This window comes from Streptomyces sp. NPDC006739, from assembly GCF_042869815.1.
Classification (GTDB): Bacteria; Actinomycetota; Actinomycetes; order Streptomycetales; family Streptomycetaceae; genus Streptomyces.
Window position 1 is genome coordinate 21,803 of sequence record NZ_JBIAGM010000019.1, and the last position, 22,717, is coordinate 44,519.

The following is a 22,717-nucleotide window of genomic DNA, read 5'->3' on the forward strand; positions in this document are numbered from 1 at the left end:
CGGGATGTTGGCGGCCCTTACCGTGCTCGCACGAAAACGCACTCCAACCAACATTTCCCAACGTCTTCCGGGCGTGGGCCACCGCCGCCCGCACTACGGCTCCCAGACCGCCTACGTCCTGCCCGTCCAGGGCACCTCGGGCACCTCGTACCTGTACATGGGCGACCGCTGGGGCAACTCGATGGGCGGCACCGTCAACGACTCCCGGTACATCTGGCTGCCGCTGACCTTCCCGACCAGCACGACCATGGACCTGCCCTGGTACCCGCAGATCGGCGTCGACACGGCAACCGGCACGGTCACCGGCGTGGGCGGCGGCCCCTCCTACGACTTCGTCGCCCGGCACAGCGGCAGATGCGTCGACGTCTCGGACAACTCCGCCGCCGACGGCGCGCTCATGCTGCAGTGGGCCTGCAACGGTGGCCTCAACCAGCAGTGGCGGCTGACCGACGCGGGCGGCGGCTACGTCCAGGTCATCGCCGAGCACAGCGGCAAGTGCATGGACGTCACGGGCGCTTCCACCACGGACGGCGCCTACGTGAACCAGTACCACTGCACCGGTGGCACCAACCAGCAGTGGCTGCCGCAGGACCAGGGCAACGGCTACTTCCACCTCGTCGCCCGGCACAGCGGCAAGTGCCTGGACGTGAAGGACGCGTCCACCGCCGACGGCGCCCGCCTCATCCAGTGGACCTGCGGCACCGGCACCAACCAGCAGTTCCAACAGCGCACGTCCTGAGCGCGAGCCACCGCACGCCGTGCCGGGTGAGCGCGCCGGCGGTCCCCGCCGGTGCCGACCTCGTCGTGTTCGACGTGAGGCCCTTGAGACACCTGGCGGCAGTGGTCACACTGCCGGTATGCCCGATGCTGTGAAGGTCCTCCCGGGAGGCGACCCCGGGCTGTTCGGACCGCGTTCGGTGACCTGGCAGATGCACGGCGACCCCATGATGTGGGTCGCCGGCATCCGCGCGCTCTACCTCCAGGCCCTGCACCCGCGCGCGGTGCGCGGGGTGATGCAGAACTCCGACTTCCGCCGGGACGCCTGGGGCCGGCTCATGCGCACCGCCGACTTCGTCGGCACCACCACGTACGGCACCACCGAGGCGGCCGAACGGGCCGGCGCCCGGGTCCGGAAGATCCACCGCCTGCTGGGCGCCACCGACCCGGACACCGGAGAGCGCTACGGCATCGACGAACCCGGGCTGCTGCTGTGGGTGCACTGCGCGGAGATCGACTCCTATCTGCACGTCCTGCGCCGCTCCGGCTACCCGCTCACCGACGCGCAGGCCGACCGCTACCTGGCCGAACACCGGGTCAGCGCCCGGCTGGTCGGTCTCGACCCCGACACCGTACCCGCCGACCGGGCCCAGCTCGCGGCGTACTTCGAGAAGGTGCGGCCGGAACTGGCCGCCGGGGCCGACGCACGCGCCGTGGACGACTTCCTGCTCCGCCCGCCGACGCACCCCCTCCTCGTCCCGGCGCGCGACGTGCTCTGGCGGCGCGTGGCCCACCTGGCGTACGCCTCTCTGCCGCCGTACGCCCACGAGCTGTACGGCAGACCGGTCCCCGCACCCCCCACCGTCACCCGCCGACTGCGCGCCACCGGCACCGTGCTGCGCTGCGTTCCCGCACGTCTGCGCTGGCAACTCCCGCCCAAACACATCCTGCGCGCGATGGCGCGGCTCGGCTCCGGCGCACGCCCGGCACCGTACAAAGCGGGGCGATAGACCGCCATACTGGACGAGCAGGGGGGTGTGTCACGGATCGGGCCGACGCCACGCCGGCCGCGCCGTGACGGCGGCCCCCAGTGGCGGGCGGGGGCCGACAGCGACGGGGGCGACGGCGCGCGATGGGGGAGACCAGGCTGGTCCACGGCCGCTACCGGCTGCTCGATCTGATCGGTCGGGGCGGGATGGGCGAGGTGTGGCGGTCCCGCGACGAGTCCCTGGGCCGGCAGGTCGCCGTGAAGTGCCTCAAGCCGCTCGGCCCGCAACACGACCAGTCCTTCACCCGCGTCCTGCGGGAACGCTTCCGCCGTGAGGCCCGGGTGGCCGCCGCGCTCTCGCACCGCGGGGTGACCGTCGTGCACGACTTCGGCGAGTACGACGGCATCCTCTACCTGGTCATGGAACTCCTCGAAGGCCGCAACCTCAGCCAGCTCCTGGAGGACAACAAGAACCATCCGCTGCCCGTCGCCGAGGTGATCGACATCGCCGACCAGGTCGCCGCGGCCCTCGCCTACACCCACCGGCAGGGCATCGTGCACCGGGACCTGAAACCGGCCAACATCATGCGGCTGACCGACGGCACGGTGAAGATCTGCGACTTCGGCATCGCCCGCCTCGGCCATGACATCGGCTTCACCTCCCGGCTGACCGGCACCGGCATCGCGATGGGCACCCCGCACTACATGTCCCCGGAGCAGATAACCGGCACCGAGGTGGACCAGCGCAGCGACCTGTACTCGCTGGGCTGCGTGCTGTACGAGATCGCCACCGGGGCACCGCCGTTCGACCTGGACGACGCCTGGGCGATCCTCGTCGGCCACCGCGACACCCCGCCCCGGCCGCCGCGCAGCCACCGCGCCGAACTGCCCGCGTACGTCGACCGGATCATCCTCGACCTGCTCGCCAAGGAGCCGGGTCGACGCCCCTTCGACGCCCGTGAGCTGGGGCGGCGCATCAAGGAGGGGCGGACGACGCCGGCGTTCCCGCCCGCCGTGGTGCCGCCCCGGCCGGACGAGCCGACGTCCCGTGCGCCGCGGCTGCCGTCCTGGACCCGGGGCATGACCACCGGCCACAAGGCGGCCGGTGCCGGTCTGCGCGCGGCGGCGCCGGACGCCGGAGCGGCCCTGACCGGCCGGTGGACGCCGCGGCCGGGCTCCGCCGGGACCGGACCCTCGGCCGAGGCCGTCCTGGCCCTCGCCCTACGGCACGGCGAGGGCCTCGGCCTCGGCCGGCGCGGCCGCTGGGAGGAGGCGGGCGAGGTGCACCGGGCGGTCGCCGCCGAGCGCGCCCGCCTCCTCGGCCCCGACCATCCCGACACCCTCGCCAGCCGCTACGAGGTCGCCTTCACCCTCAGCCGTACCGGCCGGGCCGCCGAGGCCCTGGACGGATACACGGAGGTCGCCCGGGCGAGAGCGCGGGTGCTGGGCCCCGACCATCCCGACACCCTCGCCGCCCGTCAGGAAACCGCCTTCGTGCTGGGCCGGCTGGGGCGGCACTTCGAGGCCCACCAGATCTACACGGCGGTCCTGGCCGCCCGGCAGCGCAGCATCGGCGCCGACCATCCGGACACCCTGCGCTGCCGCCACAACCTCGCCTTCAACCTCAGCAGGCTCGGCCGGCTCGACGACTCCCACCGGATGGCCTGCGAGGTGGCAGCCGCCCGCGCCCGGGTGCTCGGCCCCGACCACCCCGAGACCCTGGTCACCCGCTACGAGGTCGCCTACGCGCTCGGCCAGCTGGGCCGCTGGGAGGAGGCCCTGGCCACCTACCGCGAAGTCGCCGCCGTCCGCGCGCAGGTCCTCGGCCCCGACCACCCCGACACCCTCGCCGCCCGCTACGAGATCGGCATCAGCCTGGGCCGCCTGGGCCGCAGCGCGGACGCCCTCCAGCTGTACCGCGACCTGATCGACGACCGCGCCCGCGTCCAGGGCCCGGCCCACCCCGAGACCCTGCGCGCCCGGCACGGCCTCGGCGTCAACCTCGGCCGCCTCGGCCGCTGGGAGGAGGCCCTGGCCGAGTCCCGCGACGTGTGCGCCCTGCGCGAGCGGATCCTCGGCCCCGACCACCCGGACACCCTGGTCAGCCGCCGCGAGGTCGCCGTCGGCCTGGGATGGCTGGGCCGCTGGCCGGACGCGCTGGCCGAGTACCGCTCGGTGGCCGCCGCCCGGGAGCGTGTCCTTGGCCCCGACCACCCCGACACCCTGGCCAGCCGCAACGACGAGGCACACTGTCTGGAGCAGCTCGGCCGGGGAGCGGAGGCCGTCGAGCTGTACCGCAGGGTCGCGGTACTGCGCCAGCAGCGGGCGTCCGGCGGACACTGACCCGGCACCGGCACGCCTCTGGCCGCCGTAGATCATCACGTGTTACGAAGAACGTATGCCCCCACACGAGCCATCCCGGAGCTACGACGCCGTCATCGTCGGCGGCGGCCACAACGGCCTGGTCGCCGCCGCCTACCTGGCCCGGGCGGGCCGGTCCGTGCTGGTGCTGGAACGGCTGGGCCGCACCGGCGGCGCCGCCGTCTCCACCCGCCCCTTCGCCGGGGTCGACGCCCGTCTGTCCCGCTACTCCTACCTGGTCAGCCTGCTGCCCCGGAAGATCGTCCGGGACCTCGGTCTGAACTTCCGCGTCCGTGGCCGCACCGTCTCGTCGTACACCCCCGTGGAGCGGGCGGGCCGGCCCACCGGACTGCTGGTGGGCGGCGGCGAGCGCCGTACCCGCGAGGCCTTCGCCCGGCTGACCGGCGGGGCGCGTGAGTACGAGGCGTGGAAGCGCTTCTACGGCATGACCGGACGGGTCGCCGAACGTGTCTTCCCGACCCTCACCGCACCCCTGCCCACCCGCGAGGAACTGCGCGCCCGCGTCGACGACGAGGCCGCCTGGCGAGCACTGTTCGAGGAGCCCGTCGGCGTCACCATCGAGGAGAACTTCAACGACGACCTGGTGCGGGGCGTGGTCCTCACCGACGCCGTCATCGGCACCTTCGCCGACGCCCACGACGCCTCGCTCGCCCAGAACCGCTGCTTCCTCTACCACGTCATCGGCGGCGGCACCGGCGCCTGGGACGTGCCGGTCGGCGGCATGGGCGCCCTCACCGACGCCCTGGCCACCACCGCGCGGGCGGCGGGCGCGGTGCTCGCCACCGGGCACGAGGCCGTACGCATCGACACCGACGGACACCGCGCCGAGATCGGCTACCGCACCGCCGACGGCGAGGGCACCGTCGCGGCCCGGCACGTCCTGGTCAACGCCTCCCCGCAGGAGCTGGCCGCGCTGACCGGCAGCACCGCCCCCGAGCCCGCCGAGGGCGCGCAGCTGAAGGTGAACATGCTGCTCACCCGGCTGCCCCGGCTGCGCGACCGCTCGGTCGACCCCCGGGAGGCGTTCTCCGGCACCTTCCACATCGCCGAGGGCTACGAGCAGCTGGCCACCGCCCACGCCCAGGCCGCCGCCGGTGAACTCCCCGCCGCGCCGCCCTCGGAGATCTACTGCCACTCCCTGACCGACCGCACGATCCTCGGCCCGGACCTGGCCGACCGCGGCTACCAGACACTCACCCTCTTCGGCCTGCACACCCCGGCCCGCCTCTTCACCCGCGACAACGCCGCCGTACGGGAGGAACTCCTGAAGTCGACCCTCGCCCAGCTCGACGCCCACCTCGCCGAGCCCCTGACCGACTGTCTGGCCGTCGACGCCGACGGCCGCCCCTGCATCGAGGCGAAGACCCCGCTCGACCTGGAACGCGACCTTCGCCTGCCCGGCGGCAACATCTTCCACCGCGCCCTGGCCTGGCCGTACGCCCAGCCCGGCACCGGCCGCTGGGGCGTGGAGACCGGCCATGCCAACGTCCTGCTGTGCGGGGCGGGCGCGGTGCGCGGGGGAGGGGTGAGCGGGGTACCGGGGCACAACGCGGCGATGGCTGTCCTGGAGAGCGACGCCCGGACGATCTGACGGTCCGGACATCCGACGGGCGGGACGACGCGACGGGCCAAATAATCTGACGGGCCATCAGAAAAGCTCTTCCGTCGTCCGGAGGACTGCGGCATCCTGCGCCCATGCAGACGGAGCTGAGCAAGAAACTCGGAGTCGAGTACGCCGTCTTCGGCTTCACGCCGTTCCCCGCCGTAGCCGCCGCCATCAGCCGGGCCGGCGGCTTCGGAGTGCTCGGCGCGGTCCGCTACACGGCCCCCGACGACCTCAAACGCGACCTGGACTGGATCGAGGCACACGCCGAGGGACGGCCCTACGGCCTGGACGTCGTCATGCCCGCGAAGAAGGTCGAGGCCCCGAAGAATCAGACACTGACCGAGGCCGACGTCGAGGCGATGATCCCGGACGGGCACCGGCAGTTCGTGCGGGACACCCTCGCCAAGTACGGCGTGCCCGAGCTCGCCGAGGGGGAGGCGTCCGGGTGGCGCATCACCGGCTGGATGGAACAGGTCGCCCGCACCCAGCTCGACGTCGCCTTCGACTATCCGATCAAGCTGCTCGCCAACGCCCTCGGCTCACCGCCCGCCGACGTCGTCGCCCGTGCCCACGACCGGAACGTCCTGGTCGCCGCGCTGGCCGGCAGCGCCCGGCACGCCCGAAAGCACCAGGAAGCCGGCCTCGACATCGTGGTGGCCCAGGGCTACGAGGCGGGCGGCCACACCGGGGAGATCGCCTCCATGGTGCTCACCCCCGAGGTCGTCGACGCCGTCGACCCGCTGCCCGTACTGGCCGCCGGGGGCATCGGCAGCGGCCGGCAGATCGCGGCGGCGCTGGCCCTCGGCGCCCAGGGAGTGTGGCTGGGCTCCCTGTGGCTGACCACCACCGAGGCCGACCTCCACTCGACCGCCCTGACCCGTAAACTCCTCGCCGCCGGATCCGGCGACACGGTCCGCTCCCGCGCCCTGACCGGAAAACCCGCACGCCAGCTCCGTACCGAATGGACGGACGCCTGGGACGACCCGGCCGGACCCGGCACCCTGCCCATGCCCCTGCAGGGCCTGCTGGTCGCCGAGGCGGTCTCCCGCATCCAGAAGTACGAGGTCGACCCCCTGCTCGGCACGCCCGTCGGCCAGATCGTCGGCCGCATGAACAGCCGGCGCGACGTCCAGACCGTCTTCGACGACCTCACCCGCGGCTTCGAGCAGGCCGTCGACCGCGTCAACCGCATCGCCGGAAGGAGCGGCCAGTGAGCACACCTCCCACCGGGTTCTGGGCCCAGGCGGCCCAGAACCCCGACCGCACGGTCCTCGTCGCCCCCGACGGCGAGCAGTGGAGCGCCGGACGTCTGCACGCCGCCGCCAACCGGCTGGTGCACGGGCTGCGCGCGGCGGGCCTCGAACGCGGCGACGCCTTCGCCGTCGTCCTGCCCAACGGCGTCGAGTTCCTCACCGCGTACCTGGCCGCCACGCAGGCCGGCCTCTATCTCGTCCCCGTCAACCACCATCTGGTCGGCCCGGAGATCGCCTGGATCGTCTCCGACTCCGGCGCCAAGGTGCTCCTCGCCCACGAACGGTTCGCGCGGTCCGCGCGCGCCGCCGCGGACGAGGCGGGACTCGCCGCCACCCACCGGTACGCGGTCGGCACGGTCGAGGGTTTCCGGCCGTACGCCGAACTCCTCGACGGACAGCCGGAGTCGGCGCCCGCGGAGCGCGAGCTGGGCTGGGTGATGAACTACACCTCCGGGACGACCGGACGCCCGCGCGGCATCCGCCGGCCGCTGCCCGGCAAGCTCCCCGAGGAGTCCTACCTGGGCGGATTCCTCGGCATCTTCGGCATCAGGCCGTACGACGACAACGTCCACCTGGTCTGCTCACCGCTCTACCACACGGCCGTGCTCCAGTTCGCCGGCGCCTCCCTGCACATCGGTCACCGGCTGGTCCTGATGGACAAGTGGGTGCCCGAGGAGATGCTGCGGCTCATCGACGCCCACCGGTGCACCCACACCCACATGGTCCCCACCCAGTTCCACCGCCTGCTCGCCCTCCCCGAGGAGGTGCGCGCCCGCTACGACGTCTCGTCCATGCGGCACGCCATCCACGGCGCGGCCCCCTGCCCGGATCACGTCAAGCGGGCCATGATCGACTGGTGGGGCCACTGCGTGGAGGAGTACTACGCGGCCAGCGAGGGCGGCGGCGCCTTCGCCACCGCCGAGGACTGGCTGAAGAAACCCGGCACGGTCGGCAAGGCCTGGCCCATCAGCGAACTCGCCGTCTTCGACGACGACGGAAACCGGCTTCCGCCCGGCGAACTCGGCACGGTCTACATGAAGATGACCACCGGCGGCTTCTCCTACCACAAGGACGAGACCAAGACGAGGAAGAACCGCATCGGCGACTTCTTCACCGTCGGCGACCTCGGTTTCCTGGACGAGGACGGCTACCTCTTCCTCCGCGACCGCAAGATCGACATGATCATCTCCGGCGGGGTCAACATCTACCCGGCCGAGATCGAGTCCGTCCTGCTCTCCCACCCCGCCGTCGCCGACGCCGCCGCCTTCGGCATCCCCCACGACGACTGGGGGGAGGAGGTCAAGGCCGTGGTGGAACCGGCCCCCGGACACGAACCCGGACCGGCCCTCGCCGCCGCCCTCCTCGACCACTGCGCCGACCGGCTGGCCGGCTACAAACGCCCCAAGAGCGTCGACTTCACCGCCGAGATGCCCCGCGACCCCAATGGCAAGCTGTACAAGCGCCGGCTGCGGGACCCCTACTGGGAGGGGCGTACCCGGCCGGTGTGAGCGGCCGTCGTCAGCCCGGTCCTTGACCTCCGTGTGCGGCGGGCCGAGGATCATGTGGCATGACGCAGGGACACGGCAGCACGGTCGACGGGGTGCTGCGGCGCAGCGCCCGGCGCACCCCGGCGCGCGTCGCGGTGCGCTACGGGGCGCGCAGCTGGACGTACGAGGAACTGGACGACGCCGTCTCCCGGGCGGCCGGGCTGCTGCTCGGGGAGGGGCTCGGCCCGGGTGACCGGGTCGGCGCCTACGGGCACAACTCCGACGCCTATCTGATCGCGTTCCTCGCCTGCGCCCGCGCCGGCCTGGTCCATGTGCCGGTCAACCAGAACCTGACCGGGGACGACCTCGCCTACCTCGTCGGCCAGTCGGGCAGCACGCTGGTGCTGGCCGACCCGGACCTCGCCGGCCGGCTCCCGGACGGCACACGGGTGCTGCCCCTGCGGGACGCCGACGACTCGCTGCTGGCGCGGCTCGCGGACGCGCCGCCGCACGACGGTCCCGAACCGCGCACCGAGGATCTGGTGCAGCTGCTGTACACCTCCGGCACCACCGCCCTGCCCAAGGGCGCGATGATGACCCACCGGGCCCTGGTGCACGAGTACCTGAGCGCGATCACCGCCCTCGATCTGAGCGCCGGGGACCGGCCCGCGCACGCGCTGCCGCTGTACCACTCGGCGCAGATGCACGTCTTCCTGCTGCCCTACCTGGCCGTCGGCGCGACCAACGTCATCCTCGACGCGCCGGACGGCGACACGCTCCTCGACCTGATCGAGGCCGGACGGGTGGACAGCCTGTTCGCGCCGCCCACGGTCTGGATCGGCCTGGCGAACCGGCCCGACTTCGCCACCCGCGACCTCGGCGGTCTGCGCAAGGCCTACTACGGGGCGTCGGTCATGCCCGTGCCCGTACTGGAGCGGCTGCGCGAACGGCTGCCGAAGCTCGCCTTCTACAACTGCTTCGGGCAGAGCGAGATCGGCCCCCTGGCCACGGTCCTCGGACCCGACGAGCACCGGGGCCGGCTCGACTCCTGCGGCCGCACCGTGCTCTTCGTGGACGCGCGGGTGGTCGACGAGAACGGCGAGGACGTGCCCGACGGCACGCCCGGCGAGATCGTCTACCGCTCACCGCAGCTGTGCGAGGGCTACTGGGACAAGCCGGAGGAGAGCGCCGACGCCTTCCGTGACGGCTGGTTCCACTCCGGCGACCTCGCGGTGCGGGACGCGGACGGCTACTTCACGATCGTCGACCGGGTGAAGGACGTCATCAACTCCGGTGGCGTACTGGTCGCCTCGCGCCAGGTCGAGGACGCGCTGTACACCCACGAGGCGGTCGCGGACGCCGCCGTGATCGGCCTGGCCGACGAGCGGTGGATCGAGGCCGTCACGGCCGTCGTCGTCGCGCGCGGCGAGGTGACCGAGGACCAGCTGATCGCCCACGTGCGGGAGAAGATCGCCCCCTTCAAGGCGCCCAAGCGGGTGCTGTTCGTGGACGAGCTGCCGCGCAACGCGAGCGGGAAGGTCCTCAAGCGCGAGCTGCGGGACCGGTTCGGCGGTTAGGCGGCGCCGCCCGACGATCCGGACGACAGGAGGTGGCCGCCGCCGTCAGCGGGGACGCAGGTCCACGATCCGGCGGATCTTGCCCACCGACCGTTCCAGCGACTCCGGTTCGACGATCTCCACCGTGACGGACACGCCGATGCCGTCCTTCACCGCCGCGGCGATGGCCCCGGCCGCCTCGGCCCGCGTCCCGGGCGTGGCGCCGGGGCGGGCCTCGGCCCGTACGGTGAGGGAGTCCAGGCGGCCCTCCCGGGTCAGGCGCAGCTGGAAGTGCGGCGCGACACCGGGCGTGCGCAGCACGATCTCCTCGATCTGGGTCGGGAACAGGTTGACCCCGCGCAGGATCACCATGTCGTCACTGCGGCCGGTGACCTTCTCCATGCGCCGGAACACCCGGGCCGTGCCGGGCAGCAGCCGGGTCAGGTCCCGGGTCCGGTAGCGGATCACCGGCATGGCCTCCTTGGTGAGGGAGGTGAACACCAGCTCGCCCCTCTCGCCCTCCGGCAGAACCTCGCCCGTGACCGGGTCGACGACCTCCGGGTAGAAGTGGTCCTCCCAGATGTGCAGCCCGTCCTTGGTCTCCACGCACTCCTGGGCGACTCCCGGCCCGATCACCTCCGACAGCCCGTAGATGTCGACGGCGTCGATCGCGCACCGCTCCTCGATCTCGCGCCGCATCTGCTCGGTCCACGGCTCGGCGCCGAAGATCCCGACCCGCAGCGAGGTGCCGCGCGGGTCCACACCCTGCCGTTCGAACTCGTCCAGCAGGGTGAGCATGTAGGACGGGGTGACCATGATGACGTCCGGCGCGAGGTCCCGGATCAGCTGGACCTGCCGGGCGGTCATGCCCCCGGACGCCGGGACGACCGTACAGCCCAGGCGCTCGGCGCCGTAGTGGGCGCCCAGGCCACCGGTGAACAGCCCGTAGCCGTACGCCACATGGACCGTGTCACCGGGCCGGCCGCCCGCCGCGCGGATCGAACGCGCCACCATGTCCGCCCACACGGAGAGGTCGCCGTCCGTGTAGCCGACCACCGTGGGGCGCCCGGTGGTGCCGCTGGAGGCATGGACCCGGCGGACCTGTGAACGCGGCACGGCGAACATGCCGTACGGGTAGTTCTCCCGCAGGTCGGCCTTGGTGGTGAACGGGAAGCGGGCGAGGTCGGCGAGCGAGCGGCAGTCCTCCGGACGGACCCCGGCCCGGTCGAACGAGTCCCGGTAGAAGGGCACGTTGTCGTAGACGCGTCGCAGCGTGGCACGCAGCCGCTCCAGCTGCAGCGCCCGCAACTCGTCCGGGCCGAGCCGTTCCCCCGGGTCGCGCGGGTCCGTCGTCGCATCCGCCACCGGTACTTCTCCCTCGTCGGCCACACCGTCCCGGTCGACCGATCATTCGGTCGGCATCTTCTCGGGACACTAATTCAGGCCACCCGGGGCGAGGCAAGAGGTGCGCCGCATTTTTCACGGGAGCGGACCGGGCGTCCGGCCCCGCGCGCGGGACGGAACTCCGTTGCCCTCGGGCCGGCCGGCCCTGGATGATCGGCTCCATGCCGACGTTCACCACGCCCGACGGGACCCGACTCGCCTATCACCTGCGGGGCAAGGGGGCGCCCCTCGCCGTGCTGCCCGGCGGGCCGATGCGGGCCTCCGCCTACCTCGGGGACCTCGGCGGGCTGACCGCCCACCGCCGGCTGGCCCTGCTCGACCTGCGCGGCACCGGTGACTCCGCGGTGCCGGCGGACCCGGCGACGTACCGCTGCGACCGGCTGGTGGACGACGTGGAGGCGTTCCGCGCCCACCTGGGCCTGGAGCGCCTGGATCTGCTCGCGCACTCGGCGGGCGCCTGCCTGGGGGTCCTCTACGCGGCCCGGTACCCGCACCGGGTGCAGCGGCTCACGCTGGTCACCCCGAACCCCTCGGCCCTCGGCGTACGGGCGACGCCCGAGGAGCGGCTGGCCGCGGCCCGGCTGCGGGCGGGTGAGCCGTGGTTCGACCAGGCGTTCCCCGCACTGCGGGCCTGGCTGACCGGCGAGGGCGACTTCGACGAGGTGTTCCTGCCCTTCTTCTACGGCCGCTGGGACGACACCGCCCGGGCCCACACGGCCGGCGAGGTGAAGCAGACCAACGCCGAGGCCGGCGAGCACTACTTCGCCCAGGGCGCCTTCACCCCGGACGCCACCCGTGCCGCCCTCACCGCCCTGACCGCTCCGGTCCTGGTGTACGCGGGCGAACTCGACAACAGTCCCCGCCCGGACCTGGCCCGCCGCGCCGCCGGGGCCTTCCCGCACGCGGAACTCGTCGTCCAGCCCGACGCAGGCCACTTCCCGTGGCTGGACGACCCGCGGTGGTTCGTACGGCGAACGGTCGCGTTCCTCGACAGCGACGCCGACACGGACGGCGACACCGACGCCGACGCCGACACGGACGGCGGCACGGACGGGGGCGCGGGGCGCTAGCGGTCCGCCGAGACCGCCACCTCCCGTGCCCACCGGTAGTCCGCCTTGCCGCTCGGCGACCGCTGGATCGAGGGGGTGATCACCAGCTGGCGCGGGATCTTGTAGCCGGCCAGCTGGGTACGGCAGTGGCTCTGGATGTCGGCCAGCGACGGCGCCGGCGCCCCCTCGCGCAGCTGCACCACGGCTGCCACGTGGTTGCCCCACGTGGCGTCCGGCACGCCGGCCACGAGCGCGTCGTACACGTCCGGATGGGACTTGAGGGCCTGCTCGACCTCCTCCGGGTACACCTTCTCGCCGCCGGTGTTGATGCACTGCGAGCCCCGGCCGAGGACCGTGACCACGCCCTCCTCGTCGACCGTCGCCATGTCGCCGAGCAGTACCCAGCGCCGCCCGTCCTTCTCGAAGAACGTCTCGGCCGTCTTCCGCGGGTCGTTGTAGTAGCCGAGCGGCACATGGCCGCACTGCGCGACCCGGCCGATCTCGCCCGCGCCCACCGGCTCATGGGTGGCCGGATCCACCACCTGGGTACGGGAGTTGACGCGGATCCGGAAGCCCTGACCGGCGCCGGAGTCCTGCGTCGCGGTGCCGTTGAAGCCGGACTCGGAGGAGCCGTAGTTGTTCAGCAGCACGGCGCCCGGGAGCAGTTCCCGGAACTGCCGGCGGACCGTCTCCGACATGATGGCGCCGGACGAGGAGACGCTGAACACCGAGGAGCAGTCCGTGCCCTTCATCGGCCCGGCGAGCGCGTCGATCAACGGCCGGAGCATCGCGTCCCCGACCAGCGACATGCTGGTGACCTTCTCCTTCTCGACGGTCCGCAGCACCTCCTCGGGCACGAACTTGCGGTGGATGACGACGCGTTGCCCGAAGTTGAAGCCGATGAACGCGGTGAGCGTCGACGTGCCGTGCATCAGCGGGGGAGCGGGGAAGAACGTGATCCCGGACCCGCCCGCCGCGACCCGCTCGGCCAGCTCCTGGGGCTTGCCCACCGGCTCGCCGGTCGGCGCTCCCCCGCCGAGGCCCGCGAAGAAGAGGTCCTCCTGGCGCCACATCACCCCCTTGGGCATCCCGGTCGTGCCGCCGGTGTAGATGATGAACTGGTCGTCGCCCGAGCGCGCCGGAAAGCCCCGCCCGGGCGACCCGGCCGCCTCCGCCTCGGTGAACGGCACCGCGCGCGGCAGCGCCGTGGCCCCGGCCTCCGGGGGCCCCACCCGCAGCAGGTGCCGCAGCTTCGGGGACCTGGGCAGCGCCGCCGCCACCCGGTCGGTGAACTCCGCGTCGAAGACCAGGGCGGCGAGATCCGCGTCCCGGTAGAGGTACACCAACTCTTCTTCGACATAGCGGTAGTTGACGTTGACCGGCACGATCCGCGCCTTCAGGCAGCCGAGCACCGTCTGGAGGTACTCGACGCCGTTGTACAGGTGCAGCCCGAGGTGCTCGCCGGGCCGGATCCCGCTGTCGGCCAGGTGGTGGCCGATCCGGTTGGCGGCGGCGTCCAGCTCCGCGTAGGTCAGGCGGCGCTCCGCGCCGGTGCCGGGGTGGTCGACGTACACGAGCGCCTCGCGGTCCGCGACCACGTCGACGACCGACTCGAACAGGTCGGCAAGGTTGTACTCCACCGCTCCTCCTGACCCCGGGCGACACCTGGCATCTGTCGGTTCGCCGGTCATCAGAGCAAAGGGCGCGGCAACTGTGAAGGGTCTCCGCCCAAGAAATCTGACTGTCTGTCAGAAAACCCTTGAAGTGCCCTCCCGCCTACTGCAACCTGTTCTCGTTCTTTCAGAGGGGAGATGGGCAATGGGTGGCACGGAACACCTCACCGTCCGACGCGAAGGCGCCACACTGGTGCTCACGCTCAACCGGCCCGAGGCCAGGAACGCGCTCTCGATCGGGATGCTCGTCGGTCTCTACGACGGCTGGCTCGAGGCCGACGAGGACGACGCGATCCGCTCCGTCGTGCTCACCGGAGCCGGCGGCTCCTTCTGTGCCGGGATGGACCTCAAGGCGCTGGCCGGCGACCCGATGGCGGGGGAGCACCACCGCGACCGGCTCAAGGCCGACCCGGACCTGCACTGGAAGGCGATGCTGCGCCACCATCGCCCGCGCAAACCGGTGATCGCCGCCGTCGAGGGCCACTGCGTCGCGGGCGGCACCGAGATCCTCCAGGGCACCGACATCCGGGTCGCGGGCGAGTCCGCGACCTTCGGCCTGTTCGAGGTCAGGCGCGGGCTGTTCCCGATCGGCGGCTCCACCGTCCGGCTGCAACGCCAGATCCCGCGCACCCACGCCCTGGAGATGCTGCTCACCGGACGGCCCTACAGCGCGCGCGAGGCCGCCGGCATCGGGCTGATCGGCCACGTCGTACCGGACGGCACCGCGCTCACCGAGGCCCTGGAGATCGCCGAGCGGATCAACGCCTGCGGCCCGCTCGCCGTCGAGGCCGTCAAGGCGTCGGTGTACGAGACCGCCGAGCTGACCGAGACCGACGGACTCGCGGCCGAACTCAAGCGCGGCTGGCCGATCTTCGACACCGCCGACGCGCGGGAAGGCGCCCGCGCCTTCGCACAGAAGCGGCCCCCCGTCTACAAGCGCGCGTAGGCGCCCCCCCCGGCGGCCGGTTCACCACCCCGGTCGGCTGTGCCCCCCGTTCCGTGAGGAGATCCCGTGCCCGAAGTCCTCAAAGCCCCCCTCGTCGTCGAGTTCCCCTTCACCCGCTCCCTCGGACCGGTCCAGAGCGCCTTCCTCACCGGACTGCGCGAGCGCGTGGTCCTCGGCGTCAGGACCGGTGACGGGCGCACACTCGTCCCGCCCGTCGAGTACGACCCCGTCACCGCCGAGGAGATCCGCGACCTGGTCGAGGTCGCCCCCACCGGCACGGTCACCACCTGGGCCTGGAACCACGAGCCCCGCCGCGGCCAGCCCCTCACCAGCCCCTTCGCCTGGGTCCTGGTCCGCCTCGACGGCGCCCACACCTCCCTGCTGCACGCCCTCGACGCACCCGGCCCCGACGCCGTGCACACCGGCATGCGGGTCCGGATCCGCTGGGCCGAGGAGCGCACGGGCGCCATCACGGACATCGCCTGCTTCGAGCCGTACGACGGCGAGGACACCGAGTTCACCGTCCGTGCGGGGGAGTTCGGGGAACCGGTCACCGGCATCGTCGCCCACGCCCGACTCGACTACACCTACTCGCCCGGCCGCGCCCAGACCGCCTACATCAACGCCCTCTCCGGACGGCGGACCGTCGGCGAGCGCTGCCCCTCCTGCCGCAAGGTGTACGTCCCGCCGAGGGGCGCCTGCCCCACCTGTGGCGTCGCCACCTCGGAACAGGTCGAAGTGGGACCCGGGGGCACGGTCACCACCTTCTGCATCGTCAACATCAAGGCGAAGAACCTGGACATCGAGGTGCCCTACGTCTACGCCCACATCGCCCTCGACGGCGCCGGCCTCGCCCTGCACGGCCGTATCGGCGGCATCCCCTACGACCAGGTGCGCATCGGACTGCGCGTCGAGCCCGTGTGGACGGACGGGGCCCGCTATCCCGACCACTACCGGCCCACCGGTGAGCCCGACGCGGAGTACGACACCTTCAAGGAGCTGCTGTGACCCGTGAGATCCGTGAGATCGCGGTCGTCGCCTTCGCCCAGAGCGACCACCGGCGCACCAGCGAGGAACTGTCCGAGGTCGAGATGCTCATGCCGGTCCTGCACGAGGTGCTCGGGCGGACCGGCCTCAAGACCGCCGACCTCGGCTTCACCTGCTCCGGCTCCAGCGACTACCTGGCCGGCCGCGCCTTCTCCTTCACCCTCGCCCTCGACGGCGTCGGCGCCTGGCCGCCGATCTCCGAGTCGCACGTCGAGATGGACGGGGCCTGGGCCCTGTACGAGGCCTGGACGAAGCTGCTGACCGGCGACGCGGACACCGCGCTCGTCTACTCCTACGGCAAGTCCTCACCCGGCTCCGTGCGAGACGTCCTGACCCGGCAGCTCGACCCGTACTACGTGGCGCCGCTGTGGCCCGACTCAGTGGCCCTGGCCGCCCTCCAGGCCCAGGCGCTCATCGACGCCGGCCACACCGACGAGCCCGCGCTCGCCGCGACCGGTGCCCGCGACCGGCACCACGCCACCACCAACCCCCACGCGCAGCTCAGGGGTTCGGTGCCGCAGGGCGACTACCTGGTACGTCCCCTGCGCACCGGGGACTGTCCGCCCATCGGCGACGGCGCCGCCGCCGTGGTCCTCGCGGCGGGGGAGCGGGCCCGCGAGCTGTGCGCGCGGCCCGCCTGGATCCGGGGCATCGACCACCGCATCGAGGCGCACGCTCTGGGCGTACGCGACCTGACCGACTCGCCCTCCACCCGGCTGGCCGCCGAGCGGGCCGGGGCCTTCGAACGGCCGGTCGACACGGCGGAGCTGCACGCGCCGTTCAGCTCGCAGCAGGTCGTGCTGCGCAGGGCGCTGCGGCTCGGCGACGACGTGTGCGTCAACCCGTCCGGCGGGGCCCTGGCCGCCAACCCGATCATGGCCGCGGGGCTGCTGCGCATCGGCGAGGCCGCCGCCCGCATCCACCGGGGCGAGTCCGACCGGGCCCTCGCGCACGCCACGTCCGGTCCCTGTCTGCAACAGAACCTGGTCGCCGTACTCGAAGGGGATCCGCGATGAGCAAGGAGCCCGTGGCCGTCACCGGCATCGGCCAGACCAAGCACGTGGCGGCGCGCCGGGACGTGTCGATCGCCGGACTCGTCCGCGAGGCGGCCCGACGCGCCCTCGACGACGCCGAGCTGACGTGGGCCGACATCGACGCCGTCGTCATCGGCAAGGCGCCCGACTTCTTCGAGGGCGTGATGATGCCGGAGCTGTACCTGGCCGACGCGCTCGGCGCGGTCGGCAAGCCGATGCTGCGCGTGCACACCGCCGGTTCGGTGGGGGGCTCGACCGCCCTGGTCGCCGCCAACCTGGTCGCGGCCCGTGTCCACGGCACCGTGCTGACGCTGGCCTTCGAGAAGCAGTCCGAGTCGAACGCCATGTGGGGACTGTCCCTGCCCATCCCCTTCCAGCAGCCGCTGCTCGCCGGGGCCGGCGGGTTCTTCGCCCCGCACGTGCGCGCCTACATGCGGCGCAGCGGCGCGCCCGACACGGTCGGCTCGCTGGTGGCGTACAAGGACCGGCGCAACGCCCTGAAGAACCCGTACGCGCATCTGCACGAGCACGACATCACCCTGGAGAAGGTCCAGGCCTCGCCGATGCTGTGGGACCCGATCCGCTACTCGGAGACCTGCCCCTCCTCCGACGGCGCCTGCGCGATGGTGCTGACGGACCGGGCGGGTGCGGCGCGGGCGCCCCGCCCGCCGGCCTGGATGCTGGGCGGCGCGATGCGCAGCGAGCCCACCCTGTTCGCCGGCAAGGACGCCGTGTCGCCCCGGGCCGGGAAGGACTGCGCCGCCGACGTGTACCGGCAGGCCGGCATCGCCGACCCGCGCCGGGACATCGACGCCGTCGAGATGTACGTGCCGTTCTCCTGGTACGAGCCCATGTGGCTGGAGAACCTCGGTTTCGCCGACGAGGGCGAGGGCTGGAAGCTCACCGAGTCCGGGGTGACCGAACTGGACGGTGACCTGCCCGTCAACATGTCGGGCGGTGTCCTGTCCACCAACCCGATCGGCGCCTCCGGCATGATCCGCTTCGCCGAGGCCGCCCTCCAGGTGCGCGGACAGGCCGGAGAACACCAGGTCGAAGGCGCCCGCAAGGTACTCGGTCACGCCTACGGCGGCGGCTCGCAGTTCTTCTCCATGTGGCTCGTGGGATCGCTGCCGCCCGACTCCTGAAAGGTCCCGTTCACACGGCCTGTTGGCGGTGGGAACCGATCGCTAGGCTGGCCGCGGACGACGAATCGGGAGGAGCACGGACGTGGCCGAGAGCACCATCCAGCAGCAGCCGCTCCTGGGCTGGGACAAGCCGGAGCTGGACCTCAGCGAGGCCGAGTGGCAGTCCAGCAGCCGAGGCCTTGGAGATGTCCAGATCGCCTTTGTCGAGGGTTTCATCGCCATGCGCAACAGCGGCCGCCCGGAGAGTCCCTCCCTGATCTTCACGCCCGCGGAATGGGGCGCGTTCGTGTCAGGTGCCCGGGAGGGGGAGTTCGACCTGACCTGACCACGCACGACGCCGCCCGCCACGGGCAGTGCCCGGTGGCCGTCGTACGGCCACCGGGGCCCTCTCCCGCGTCATCGACGCCTCATCGGGGAAACCGGGGGAACGGCCCGGCGCGGAAGGCCGCCCGGACGCCATGGATCATGCCGGGGCACGTACCATGGCCGCATGTCGTTCCTCCGCCGCCGCAGTGCCACCCCTGCCGGACCCGACTTCGATGTGCTGGCCATGGACCCGGGTGACTGGCCGGGCAACCTGGGCGCGGGGCTCCTGCCCGCTCCCGACGGCACCTGCCAGGGTGTCTTCCTGCGCTACGACCTGTTCGGCGGCCGTGGTCCGGCCATGATCATCGGCAATCTGCCCGAGGGCTCCCCGGCCCGCGAGGTCGCCGACCAGGAGGTCCCCTTCGAGGTGGCCCAGCTGCTGCTGGCACTGGAGAACGACGAGGAGGTCACCGTCGTCGGCACCGAGGACATGCCGGTCCTGCAGGGCGACAACCTCCTGATCGTGCGGCGCCTGAAGCTCTCCGAGAGCCGGATCTCCTGCGTCCAGTTCGACCGCAGCGACGGTGTCCTGGTGACCATCGCCGCCTGGGACCGTCCCATCACGGACGACCTGTACGCCCTGCTGAAGCCGCTCCCGGCGGAGCTGTTCCAGCAGGGCTGACCGGGCTATCCGGCCGACGGCCGCACGGTCACGTCCGCCGCCCGCACGAACGCCACCCGGTGGCCGTACTGGATCTCGTAGTACAGGTCCTTGCCGACCACCACCCGGTGCGTGTCGGTGGCGAAGGTGACCGAGTAGAAGTACTCACCCGGCAGCACGTCCCCGACGACGTACCTCTGCCCGGCGGGCAACGTGTAGCTCAGCGGCACCACCGACTGGGCGGGCACCCCGGCCGGATACGCCTCCTTCTCGGGGTACGCCCTGCCGTACACGGGGACACTCGTCGCACCGTCCTTCGGTGTGACGACGAGACCGGCGGAGTTCACGGCCGTCGGATCCTTCTTCGGGTTCTCGAACCAGGCCTTCTGGCCCAGGTACCAGACGGCCGTCCAGTCGCCCCACTGGTCCGCGACCGCGTACTGCTGTCCGGTGGACGCCCGCGAGGACAGATCGTTCACCCCGTTCGTCGGGTCCGTACCGAGACCGATGTCCCGGATCAGCGGCGCGTTGCGGTCATGGTCGGAGTACAGCCGCACCTCGCTGGAGCCGTGCGCCGCGCAGGGCTCGCCCTTGGTGGTGCAGCCGGTGTACACGGGCTGGTTCGAGGCGTAGCCGGGCAGGATCGTCACCATGCCACCCTGCTTGCCCGCCCGGTGTTTGAAGGGGTGGTCCAGCAGCTCGAAGTAGTGCCGCCAGTCCCAGTACGGCCCCGGGTCGGTGTGCATGCCGGGGATGGAGGCCGTCGCCGGGCCCGGCACGTTGTCATGGCCGAGGATGTGCTGCCGGTCCAACGGAACCCCGTACTTGTCGGCCAGGTACTTCACCAGCCGCGCCGAGGACCGGTACATCGCCTCCGTGTACCAGGCGTCCGGTGCGGCGAGGAAGCCCTCGTGCTCGATGCCCACCGACTTGGCGTTGATGTACCAGTTGCCCGCGTGCCACGCCACGTCCTTCGCCTTGACGTGCTGGGCGATCAGACCGTCGGTGGAGCGGATCGTGTAGTTCCAGGACACGTAGGTGGGGTCCTGGACCAGGTTCAGCACCCCGTCCCAGGTGCCCTCCGTGTCATGGATGACGATGTACCGGATGCTCTGCGACGCCGGCCGGTCGCCGAGGTCGTGATTTCCGTAGTCGTTGTCCCCGAACTGCGCGTACGGCGCCGGGACCCACTCGCAGGACACCGTCTTCGGGCACTCCGTACCGTCGTCGGAGAGGGTGCGCAGCCCGGCCCGCGCCAGCTGGCCGGTGTCCGCGCGCAGCAGCGGCTGGGCGGCCAGCACGACCAGCTGACCCTCGTCCGTGAGGCGCCGCTCGCCGGTGCGCAGGACGTCGTACACGTCGTTCGCGTACGCCGCCGCGGTCGCCGTGTCGTCGGCGCCGGAGAAGCGTGCCACCGCGCCGTACCAGTCGGCCGGGTCGGCGCTCAGCGGCTCGCCCAGGTTCTTCTGGGCGGCGGCGAGCAGCGCGGCGCCGCCGGCCACGTTCGCCGCCGGGTCCGTCCGCAGCTCGGCGGCCGGGATGCCGGTCAGCGCCGCCGCCTCGGGCAGCGTCCTGAGGCGGGCCGGGAGCGCGGACTGCTTCGGCAGCCGCGGCTCGGGGTGCCGGGCGCCCCGGGCGCCGTCGCCCCGGGCGTCCTCCGTGCCCTCGGCGAGATGCTCGGTGGCGGCCAGCGCGGCACGCGCGTCGGTGAGGTGCATGGGGCCGTACCCGCCGGTCACACTGGGCGCCCCGGCGTGCGTGTCCCAGCGGGACTGCAGGTAGGAGACGGCCAGCAGGACGCTCTGCGGCACGTGGTACCGGGCGGCGGCCGAGGCGAACGCGCGCTGCAGCTCCCGCGTGGACGACGCGGGCGGCGCGGGCGATGCCGATGACCCGCCGGCGCTCCCGGACGGGGGCGGGGCCGCGCCCAGCAGCGGCAGCAGCAGGGCCGCCGAGGCCAGCGCGCCGGCGGTGCGGCGGGTGCGTCTGCGGCCGTGCCTGGACGTGGGATCGGTGACGGAACCTCGCATGGCGGCCTCCTGTGACGCGCGGGCGTGGCGGGTCGTGCGGCGCCGAGCTGGGTCAGTGGTACCCGCTTGCCGACGATCCGTCAATAATGCCCGGAGGGGGGTGATTTCCCATGTCACGTAAGTATTCGGCGAGTTTCGTGGCGGCCGCCTTCGGGCCAGCGGGGCGTCAGTGGCGTATACCACTGAACGGCCCTGTCGCATACGAAGATCCGCGGTGCGCCGCCGCTGGCTGGGGCGCACCGCGGACCGTCGTCCCCGTCAGCGAGTGCCGACCGCCGCGCGTACGGCCCGGCGGGCCAGCTGGCAGTCGTCGTGCAGCCGCCTGAGCAGCAGCCGCTGTTCCTCGCCGGACGGCGCAGCACCCGGGTGGGCCACTACTCCCGGTGCCGCCGGGGCCGTGTCGTGCATCGAACGCTGCACGGCCGTCTCGTACGTACGGATCTCCCGCGTCAGGACCAGCATCAGGTTCACCAGGAAGGCGTCCCGCGAGGCCGGGCCCGCCGACTGGGCGATCTGACTGATCTGCCGCCGGGCCACCGGGGCGTCCCCCAGCACCGACCACAGCACCGCCAGGTCGTACCCCGGCAGGTACCATCCCGCGTGCTCCCAGTCCACCAGCACTGGACCGGCCGGTGAAAGGAGCATGTTGGACAGCAGGGCGTCGCCGTGGCAGAACTGGCCCATCCCCTGGCGGCCCGCCGCGTGCGCGATCCCGCGCAGCAGTTTCTGCAGGTCACCCATGTCGCGGTCGGTGAGCAGGCCCAGCTCGTGGTACCGGGAGATGCGCGCCGCGTAGTCCAGCGGGGCGTCGAAGGTGCCCGCCGGGGGCCGCCAGGCGTTCAGCCGGCAGATCGCGCCCAGAGCCGCCCGGATGTCCGCGCGGGGCGGGGCCTCCGCCGGATGCCGCTGGAGTGCCGCGACCCGGCCCGGCATCCGCTCGATCACCAGGGTGCAGTTGTCCGGGTCCGCCGCGATCAGCCTCGGCACCCGGATCGGCGGCCGGTGCCGGACGAACGAGCGGTATGCGGCTATTTCATGGCGGATCCGCTCGGCCCAGGCTGGGGAGTGGTCCAGCAGACACTTGGCCACGGCCGTGCTGCGCCCCGTCGTCCCGACGAGGAGCACGGACCGCCCGCTGCGGCGCAGCACCTGCACCGGAGCGAACTCCGGACAGATCCGGTGCACCGAGGCGATCGCGGTGCGCAGCTGGGCTCCCTGGGGGCCGGACAGGTCGAGTCTCCCGCTGAGCGGTTGGGTGCCGAGCCCCGGGCGGCGCGGTGGCCGGCCCGCCACCGGCACCGGAACACCCGGACGCGCCACCGGGTCGAGGTAGGGGCCTCCCGCCGGTCGGGGCCGCAGCGGCCGGGGCGGGGCGGACACGGAGGACGATGCTGCGTACATGGGCGATACAGATCCCTTCGTGTGCCTGCGGT

General features: G+C 72.6%; 17 protein-coding genes and 1 pseudogene. 14 read left to right on the plus strand and 4 right to left on the minus strand.

The window, feature by feature from the left end; genetic code table 11:
* Window positions 1-94 precede the first annotated feature (94 nt).
* The 7 genes and pseudogenes from ACFYMM_RS31270 to ACFYMM_RS31300 form a co-directional block, all read left to right on the plus strand.
* Window positions 95-739: pseudogene (locus ACFYMM_RS31270) on the plus strand (RICIN domain-containing protein); the annotation flags it as partial.
* A 118-nt stretch (window positions 740-857) separates the two neighbouring features.
* Window positions 858-1,727 carry an oxygenase MpaB family protein gene (locus tag ACFYMM_RS31275; protein WP_388392509.1) on the plus strand — a complete coding sequence of 290 codons (870 nt, stop codon included), beginning with the start codon at window positions 858-860 and terminating at the stop codon, window positions 1,725-1,727.
* 122 nt (window positions 1,728-1,849) lie between these two features.
* Window positions 1,850-4,048: a tetratricopeptide repeat protein gene (locus ACFYMM_RS31280; protein ID WP_388392512.1), complete on the plus strand. Its 2,199-nt coding sequence runs from the start codon at window positions 1,850-1,852 to the stop codon at window positions 4,046-4,048.
* Window positions 4,049-4,103: 55 nt separating this feature from the next.
* A complete protein-coding gene (locus tag ACFYMM_RS31285) occupies window positions 4,104-5,678 on the plus strand; it encodes a phytoene desaturase family protein (RefSeq protein WP_388392515.1) in 1,575 nt (524 codons plus the stop codon).
* Window positions 5,679-5,782: 104 nt separating this feature from the next.
* Window positions 5,783-6,907: an NAD(P)H-dependent flavin oxidoreductase gene (locus ACFYMM_RS31290; protein WP_388392518.1), complete on the plus strand. Its 1,125-nt coding sequence runs from the start codon at window positions 5,783-5,785 to the stop codon at window positions 6,905-6,907.
* Window positions 6,904-8,454 (plus strand): acyl-CoA synthetase, encoded by a 1,551-nt coding sequence (locus ACFYMM_RS31295; protein WP_388392520.1) that lies wholly within the window; start codon window positions 6,904-6,906, stop codon window positions 8,452-8,454. Before ACFYMM_RS31290 ends, ACFYMM_RS31295 begins: the two co-directional genes overlap by 4 nt.
* Window positions 8,455-8,513: 59 nt before the next feature.
* Window positions 8,514-10,010: an acyl-CoA synthetase gene (locus ACFYMM_RS31300; protein WP_388392523.1), complete on the plus strand. Its 1,497-nt coding sequence runs from the start codon at window positions 8,514-8,516 to the stop codon at window positions 10,008-10,010.
* Between the two features lie 45 nt (window positions 10,011-10,055).
* On the opposite strand, the gene paaK is transcribed toward ACFYMM_RS31300, so the two are convergent.
* Window positions 10,056-11,354 carry a phenylacetate--CoA ligase PaaK gene (paaK, locus tag ACFYMM_RS31305; protein WP_388392526.1) on the minus strand — a complete coding sequence of 433 codons (1,299 nt, stop codon included), beginning with the start codon at window positions 11,352-11,354 and terminating at the stop codon, window positions 10,056-10,058.
* A gap of 200 nt (window positions 11,355-11,554) precedes the next feature.
* Here paaK and ACFYMM_RS31310 point away from each other — a divergent pair, with 200 nt between their 5' ends.
* Complete coding sequence (locus tag ACFYMM_RS31310; RefSeq protein ID WP_388392529.1) at window positions 11,555-12,463, plus strand: alpha/beta fold hydrolase; 909 nt, start codon at window positions 11,555-11,557, stop codon at window positions 12,461-12,463.
* Here ACFYMM_RS31310 and ACFYMM_RS31315 read toward each other — a convergent pair.
* Window positions 12,460-14,082 carry an acyl-CoA synthetase gene (locus tag ACFYMM_RS31315; protein ID WP_388392532.1) on the minus strand — a complete coding sequence of 541 codons (1,623 nt, stop codon included), beginning with the start codon at window positions 14,080-14,082 and terminating at the stop codon, window positions 12,460-12,462. The two genes, ACFYMM_RS31310 and ACFYMM_RS31315, sit on opposite strands and share 4 nt — an antisense overlap.
* Window positions 14,083-14,260: 178 nt before the next feature.
* On the opposite strand from ACFYMM_RS31315, the gene ACFYMM_RS31320 reads away from it, so the two are divergent.
* From ACFYMM_RS31320 to ACFYMM_RS31345, 6 genes are all read left to right on the plus strand, one after another.
* Window positions 14,261-15,061: a crotonase/enoyl-CoA hydratase family protein gene (locus tag ACFYMM_RS31320; protein WP_388392535.1), complete on the plus strand. Its 801-nt coding sequence runs from the start codon at window positions 14,261-14,263 to the stop codon at window positions 15,059-15,061.
* A gap of 66 nt (window positions 15,062-15,127) precedes the next feature.
* Window positions 15,128-16,069: a Zn-ribbon domain-containing OB-fold protein gene (locus ACFYMM_RS31325; protein ID WP_388392537.1), complete on the plus strand. Its 942-nt coding sequence runs from the start codon at window positions 15,128-15,130 to the stop codon at window positions 16,067-16,069.
* A complete protein-coding gene (locus tag ACFYMM_RS31330) occupies window positions 16,066-17,124 on the plus strand; it encodes a thiolase domain-containing protein (protein WP_388392539.1) in 1,059 nt (352 codons plus the stop codon). Before ACFYMM_RS31325 ends, ACFYMM_RS31330 begins: the two co-directional genes overlap by 4 nt.
* Window positions 17,121-18,287: a thiolase domain-containing protein gene (locus ACFYMM_RS31335; RefSeq protein ID WP_388392541.1), complete on the plus strand. Its 1,167-nt coding sequence runs from the start codon at window positions 17,121-17,123 to the stop codon at window positions 18,285-18,287. The genes ACFYMM_RS31330 and ACFYMM_RS31335 overlap by 4 nt, the downstream gene beginning before the upstream one ends.
* Window positions 18,288-18,369: 82 nt before the next feature.
* Window positions 18,370-18,612 carry a DUF397 domain-containing protein gene (locus ACFYMM_RS31340; protein WP_388392543.1) on the plus strand — a complete coding sequence of 81 codons (243 nt, stop codon included), beginning with the start codon at window positions 18,370-18,372 and terminating at the stop codon, window positions 18,610-18,612.
* 165 nt (window positions 18,613-18,777) lie between these two features.
* Window positions 18,778-19,275, plus strand: coding sequence for a hypothetical protein (locus ACFYMM_RS31345; protein WP_388392545.1), 498 nt, complete (start codon window positions 18,778-18,780; stop codon window positions 19,273-19,275).
* Between the two features lie 5 nt (window positions 19,276-19,280).
* Here the strand turns inward: ACFYMM_RS31345 and ACFYMM_RS31350 are convergent, their stop codons facing one another.
* Together ACFYMM_RS31350 and ACFYMM_RS31355 are read right to left on the minus strand one after the other, a co-directional pair.
* Entirely contained in the window at window positions 19,281-21,284 is a 2,004-nt protein-coding gene (locus tag ACFYMM_RS31350) for an N-acetylmuramoyl-L-alanine amidase (RefSeq protein WP_388392547.1), read from the minus strand.
* 258 nt (window positions 21,285-21,542) lie between these two features.
* Window positions 21,543-22,685 carry an aminoglycoside phosphotransferase family protein gene (locus tag ACFYMM_RS31355; RefSeq protein WP_388392550.1) on the minus strand — a complete coding sequence of 381 codons (1,143 nt, stop codon included), beginning with the start codon at window positions 22,683-22,685 and terminating at the stop codon, window positions 21,543-21,545.
* Between the last annotated feature and the right edge of the window lie 32 nt (window positions 22,686-22,717).